The 5506-nt window shown below is 68.1% G+C and carries 5 protein-coding genes and 1 pseudogene; 4 read left to right on the forward strand and 2 right to left on the reverse strand.

The window, feature by feature from the left end; all coding sequences use genetic code 11:
- The 3 genes and pseudogenes from ABZ656_RS55985 to ABZ656_RS55995 form a co-directional block, all read left to right on the forward strand.
- A pseudogene (locus ABZ656_RS55985) lies at positions 1 to 403 on the forward strand (hypothetical protein); the annotation flags it as partial.
- A gap of 38 nt (positions 404 to 441) precedes the next feature.
- Positions 442 to 2097, forward strand: coding sequence for an IS1182 family transposase (locus ABZ656_RS55990; protein WP_129592343.1), 1656 nt, complete (start codon positions 442 to 444; stop codon positions 2095 to 2097).
- A 329-nt stretch (positions 2098 to 2426) separates the two neighbouring features.
- Entirely contained in the window at positions 2427 to 2630 is a 204-nt protein-coding gene (locus tag ABZ656_RS55995; RefSeq protein ID WP_360280165.1) for a hypothetical protein, read from the forward strand.
- A gap of 236 nt (positions 2631 to 2866) precedes the next feature.
- Here ABZ656_RS55995 and ABZ656_RS56000 read toward each other — a convergent pair whose 3' ends face one another.
- Positions 2867 to 3856: a S8 family serine peptidase gene (locus tag ABZ656_RS56000; protein ID WP_360280168.1), complete on the reverse strand. Its 990-nt coding sequence runs from the start codon at positions 3854 to 3856 to the stop codon at positions 2867 to 2869.
- An 818-nt stretch (positions 3857 to 4674) separates the two neighbouring features.
- Positions 4675 to 5067, reverse strand: coding sequence for a helix-turn-helix domain-containing protein (locus tag ABZ656_RS56005; protein ID WP_101406450.1), 393 nt, complete (start codon positions 5065 to 5067; stop codon positions 4675 to 4677).
- 76 nt (positions 5068 to 5143) lie between these two features.
- Between ABZ656_RS56005 and ABZ656_RS56010 the strand changes: the two genes are divergently transcribed.
- Positions 5144 to 5506 (forward strand): alcohol dehydrogenase catalytic domain-containing protein (locus ABZ656_RS56010; protein WP_360280171.1); only part of this gene is annotated, 363 nt, incomplete at its 3' end.

The following is a 5506-nucleotide window of genomic DNA, read 5'->3' on the forward strand; positions in this document are numbered from 1 at the left end:
CAAGCACCGCTCGCTGACCCGGCCGGACAAGAAGGCGACGCCGGCCCCGGACCTGATCGGCCGCGATTTCCACGCCGAGCGTCCCGGCACCAAGCGCTGTGTGATCCACAGCGATCGCGGCAGCGAGTACACATCGACCCAATTCCGCGCCCGAATGCGGGAGTTGGGGCTTCGGCAGAGCTGCGGGCGCACAGGATCATGTTTCGACAATGCCGCCGCGGAGAGTTTCTGGGCCCTGCTCAAGGAGGAAATCGGCACCCGGATCTGGCCCGACCGGGCCACCGCCCGCGCCGAGGTCTTCAACTTCATCGAGAGACCCTGTTGCCCAATTCGAGGGAATTTGCGTCGATCACTCGGTCGGAGGCAGGCGGCGAGACGGATCCTGCTGGTCAGGGGCGCGTGAGTGGGGTCGCCCTACGACAGGGGGTGGCGGCTGTGTCGATGGGATCGGCTTCTGTCGGTGTTCCGGATGGAACGAGTGCGGTCGCACATGCTGCGTTCCCGAAGGGGTGTCTTGCAATGCGGATCCGTGACCAACTCGGGTCAGTCTTCTCGAACGAGGAGTTCCGCGAGGCGTTCGGAGACCGCGGCCGGCCTGGCATCTCGCCCGGACAGCTCGCCCTGGTAAGCGTGCTGCAATTCGTTGAGAACCTGACGGACCGACAGGCAGCGCACGCGGTGCGGGCCAGGATCGACGTGAAGTACCTGCTGGGACTGGAGCTCACCGATCCCGGCTTCGACTTCACGGTGCTGACCGGGTTCCGGCAACGGCTGCTGGACCACGGCCTGGAGGAGCGGGTGCTGGACCTGCTGCTGGAGCGCCTGGCCGGTCAGGGCCTGGTCAGCGCCGGAGGGCGGCAGCGCACCGACTCCACTCACGTCTTGGCGGCCGTCCGGCGCTTGAACCGGTTGGAGTTCATCGGCGAGACGCTCCGGGCCTGCCTGGAAGCACTGTCCGCGGCCAGTGCGCAGTGGCTCGTGAGCTGGATGGACCCGGCATGGCAGAAGCGCTACGGCGCCAGGACCGATGCCTACCGGCTGCCCTCCGAACGGTCCGAACGCGACCGGCTGGCCCAGCAGATTGCTGCCGACGGCTACCGTTTACTCGAAGCCGTACACACTTCCACGGCACCGACATGGCTGCGCGAGATCCCCGCGGTGACCGTGCTGCGGACGGTCTGGATCCAGCAGTTCACACGCACCGTCACCGACGGAGTGCAGGAAGTGGGCTGGCGAGGCAAGGATGATCTCCCGCCGGGCAGAGCGCTGATCGCCTCGCCGTACGATCCCCAGGCCCGGTATTCACACAAGCGCGGCTCGGCCTGGACCGGCTACAAGGTCCACTTGAGCGAGGACTGCACCGGCTCCGGGCAGCCGCATCTGATCACCCACGTGGTGACCACCGATGCCACCGCGAACGACGCCACCGTCGTCGACGCAGTGCACGATGCCCTCACCACCAAGAGCCTCAAGCCCGCCGAACACCTCCTGGACTCGGGATACTCCTCCGCCGAACTCCTGCTGACCGCCCCTGTCGAACGCGAAATCTGTGTGGTCGCACCGGTCCGGCCGAACAGTACCCCGCAACAGATCAGGTCCGCCGGGTTCGGCAAGTCCGCCTTCACCATCAACTGGCAGGAAAGGACTGCCACTTGTCCGTCCGGCCGGACCAGCCGCTACTGGACAGTCGGCCTCGACAACAACGGCCGCGACGCGATCAGAATCCACTTCGCGACCACGACTTGCTCTCCCTGCCCCGTCCGGGACCAGTGCACCCGCTCCACCCAGTACGGCCGACAGCTCACCGTCCGGCCTCAAGGGCAAGACGCCCTGCTCGAACGCGTCCGCGCTGAGCAGACCACCAAGGCGTGGAAGGAACGCTACGCCGCCAGGGCCGGTGTTGAGGGAACCATCCACCAAGCCGTCGCCGTCGGCGGTATGCGCCGCACCCGCTATCGCGGCCTAGCCAAAACACACCTCGGCCATGTCCTGACAGCCACTGCAGTCAACTTGATCCGGCTCGACGCCTGGTGGACCGGCACCCCGCTCGCCCAGACCAGAACCTCCCGGCTCGCGGCCCTCGAACTCGCCACATGAACCAATTGGGCAACAGGGTCCGTCCATGTACAGGCACAGCGCCGGGCGGGGGCATGCGTCCAGGCCGTGGCCGCTGATTTCATGGATCGGGTCGGCTGCGTTTGCCGGGCCATGAGGTGTCAGCAGTGCGGCAACGGTGAGAACGGCCGTCGTGAGAGTCCTTTTGATCATGATCTGCAAACCATGGTCCGCTTCGAGGGGCACGGCAGGCTAGAGATCTTTAAGGGTGCGGGTTATGTGGGGTCGTGACGGCTGTCGTGGGTCGCGCTATGCCGGGGGAATGAGGTATCCCGATGGCGGAGGGCTGACTGCTGAGGAGCGGGCTCGGCGTGAGCGGGTCCGGTTTGACGGCCGCCGATCTGATCGAGGCCGGGGCCAGTGACGTTGAGGTGGCCCGGCGGTCCAGGGTGACCCGGATGCCGGCGAACCGCTGCCACCGCACCACCCGGTCACACCAGCGGGACTTCGTCCCGCTGCCGGGCTTCCGCTGCGCTCCAGCCCGGTCGGCGGGTCCGCTGCGCTTCCCCGCCTGATGCTCCTTCCGGCTGCGCCTTCAGGACCGCCCGGCCCGCTGACGCAGGCCGGGCTGGCTGCCAGGGAGGGGTTGCCCGGTCGTGTCGAAATTCAGCCTCTTGGCTGCGGTGAACCCCGCTCACCGCAGCCAAAGTCGAGTGCCACCTTTGCTGCCTGTCTCACAGCGGTAAGTGAGCGGGGGAGAGTGCACAGCCCCCGCTCACTGGTCGGCATCTTTCCCGGCTCGATGTTTCGATCAGGCGTTGCTGTACCCTCCGCCCGAGGGGTCACGCAGTCCGGCGACGCCGTCGGGGGTGCCGATGCCGGTGGGGGCGTCGTATCCCGGCAGCGCGGAGAAGGAGCCGGCCGTGCCGACGGTGATGTCGAAGAAGTCCTGCGGGTGGGCGTAGGAGTAGGAGTTGGGGAAGGTGCCCGGGGCGGGTTTGCCGGCCAGGGCGTACATCCCGGCCATCAGCGGGGAGGAGATGCTGGTGCCGTTGGCGACGAACCAGCCGGTGGAGCCATTGAAGGGGATCGTGTTGTACACCGCGAAGTTGTCCGCGACGGCGGAGACGTCGGCGATGGTGCGGTTGGTGCAGATGGTGTCGTGCTGGAAGGCCGGCTTGGGTTCGAAGAGGGAACAGCCGCACCCGGTGTTGTTCCAGGCGCTTTCCGTCCAGCCGCGACGGTTGTGCGCACGGGCAAGCGTGGTCCCGCCCACCGCGGTGACGTAAGGGGATGCGGCCGGGTACTGCGTCATGCCTCCGTTGTCACCCGAGGCGAAGGTGAAGGCCACGCCGGGGTGGTTGAAGTGGAAGTCGAAGGCACCCTCGAACGAGGCCTCCGGCAGGAGCCAGCTGTTGTTGATGAACTTCGCGCCCTGCGCGACGGCCTGGTCGACCCCGGCGAACAGGTTGAGGGGGGCGGCGTCGTCGGCTTCGACGGCCAGGATGTGGCAGTCCGGGCAGGCGGCGCTCACCGCGTCCACATCGAGGGACTCCTCGAACGCCCAGGTGGGGTCGGTGGTGGACGGCGGGGTAGTGCCGCCGTTCTGGTTGACCACGCGGAGGCAGCCGTTGGCGGTGGTGCACGGCCGGAGGTGGAACTGGCGGCGGTAGACGGCCAGATCACTCTCCAGGTTGGGGTTGTGGTGAGCAACGGTGATGGCCACGGTCCGGCCCCTGCCGTTGGTGCCGGCCAGCTTGTAGGCACTGCGGATGTCGAACGGGCTCAGGCCCGGCGGCATTTGGCCCGGTGGAAGAGACGCGATGGGTCTGAAGTTGGGATTGAGCATGGGCAGACAGGCCGCCCGATGCCAATTGGATGTCGGCTGGCAAACACGCGCGGGAGGCAGCGGTTTGGGCCGGCCGGCAGTCGAACCGTGGGCCTGGACGACCGCTGGGCGGTGGCTGGCGGGCGAGCCCTGGGCCTCGGCGGTCGGCGAAGCCGCCGCCAAACCCACCAGCACAAAGACCGCGGCCAGCAACGACCGAATCGGACGGGCGCGGAACATGACACTCCTCCGGAGCCGGACGGGCGGCACCGTACGCGGGCGGCCTGTCACCGCCTGGCCATCGGGCTCGCATCCTTGACCCGTCCCAACCGGCATTCCCGCCGGTCCGCGCAACCCGTAGCGGCATCTGCCGCGGCGCCCACTGTCGGCCCCCGACCACGCGACCAAACCCGAGCAGTGCTTGATCGCCCGTCAGATGGCGTACCGGAACCACCCGGACAGCGGATCCCCGCCCAATGAGCGGTGTGCATCGTGAAGTCGCAGGTCACGGGTCGGGTGTGGATGGCGAGTTGGGTACTCGTGCCGGTCGGCGGCCGATGACCATGGCGTAGATCATCGGGCAGGTCCGGCTCCGGCGGGATGCCGGGTTCGGCTGCGCCCGCGACCGGCCCCCGACTACGATCCGTCAGCAGGTCGGCACGCCGTGAGAACGCGGGAGGGCGCGCCAGGACCACCACCCCGATGTGGCAGATCGTCCAACGCATCGAGAGCCTGCAGACCGAGCATGGCCGGGCCGATACCGAGTAGCGACCGAGAGGACACTCAGTGCCCTAGCTGGGGTCTCGGTCGCTATGGGCGACCGGCTCGGGATCGGCGTCGAGCGCATCGAGCACTGCGTCGCCGTTCGCCCTCGCCCACTCGGTCAGCATGCGGATCGGATCGATCAGCGTCGCCCCGAGCGGGGTGAGCTCGTACTCGACGCGGGGCGGCACCTCGGCGTAGGCGTGGCGGCGGATGAGTCCGTGCGCCTGGAGCCGCCGGAGCGTCTGAGTGAGCATCTTGCGGGAGATGCCCCCGATCAGCTCGATCAGCTCGCCATGGCGCACCGGGCCCTCGCTGAGGCCGTAGAGCACGACCGCCGTCCACTTGTCGGCGATGAGTTCGACCGCCAGACGCGCCGGACAGTCGGCGAGAAAGGGATCACCGGGACCGAAACCGCTCATGGCGCCTAAGGTACCTGCTAGTTCCTATCGGATGCATAGCCTGGGTTCTCTCCCCCCTTCCAGAGCCAGGAGAGTCATGCGCGTCATCACCCAGCAGTCGCTCGGCGGTCCCGAGGTGCTCACCATCGTGGACGCGCCCGAGCCCCGGCCCCTCCCGACCGAGGTTCTCGTCCGCGTCAAGGCGATCGGGCTGAACCCGATCGAAGCACTTCTGCGCGCCGGCGAGTTCCCCCCGCTGCTCGGCCGACCGCCGTTCGTCCTCGGCTGGGACATCAGCGGCGTGGTCGAGGAGGGGCCGCTGACGTATCGGTTCAAGCCCGGCGACGAGGTGTTCGGGATGCCGATGTTCCCGCGGGCGGCGAGCGCGTACGCCGAGGTCGTGTCGGCGCCGGCGTTGCACCTGGCACGCAAGCCGGCGTCGCTCTCGCACGTCGAGGCG

It is taken from the genome of Streptomyces sp. NPDC007095 (assembly GCF_040634475.1).
GTDB lineage: Bacteria > Actinomycetota > Actinomycetes > Streptomycetales > Streptomycetaceae > Streptomyces.

What these genes read in the sequence shown, in the direction of transcription:
- ABZ656_RS55990 (WP_129592343.1), top strand. Translation starts at nt 442, where the DNA reads ATGGGATCGGCTTCTGTCGGTGTTCCGGATGGAACGAGTGCGGTCGCA.
- ABZ656_RS56005 (WP_101406450.1), bottom strand. Translation starts at nt 5,067, where the DNA reads ATGAGCGGTTTCGGTCCCGGTGATCCCTTTCTCGCCGACTGTCCGGCG.
- ABZ656_RS56000 (WP_360280168.1), bottom strand. Translation starts at nt 3,856, where the DNA reads ATGCCGCCGGGCCTGAGCCCGTTCGACATCCGCAGTGCCTACAAGCTG.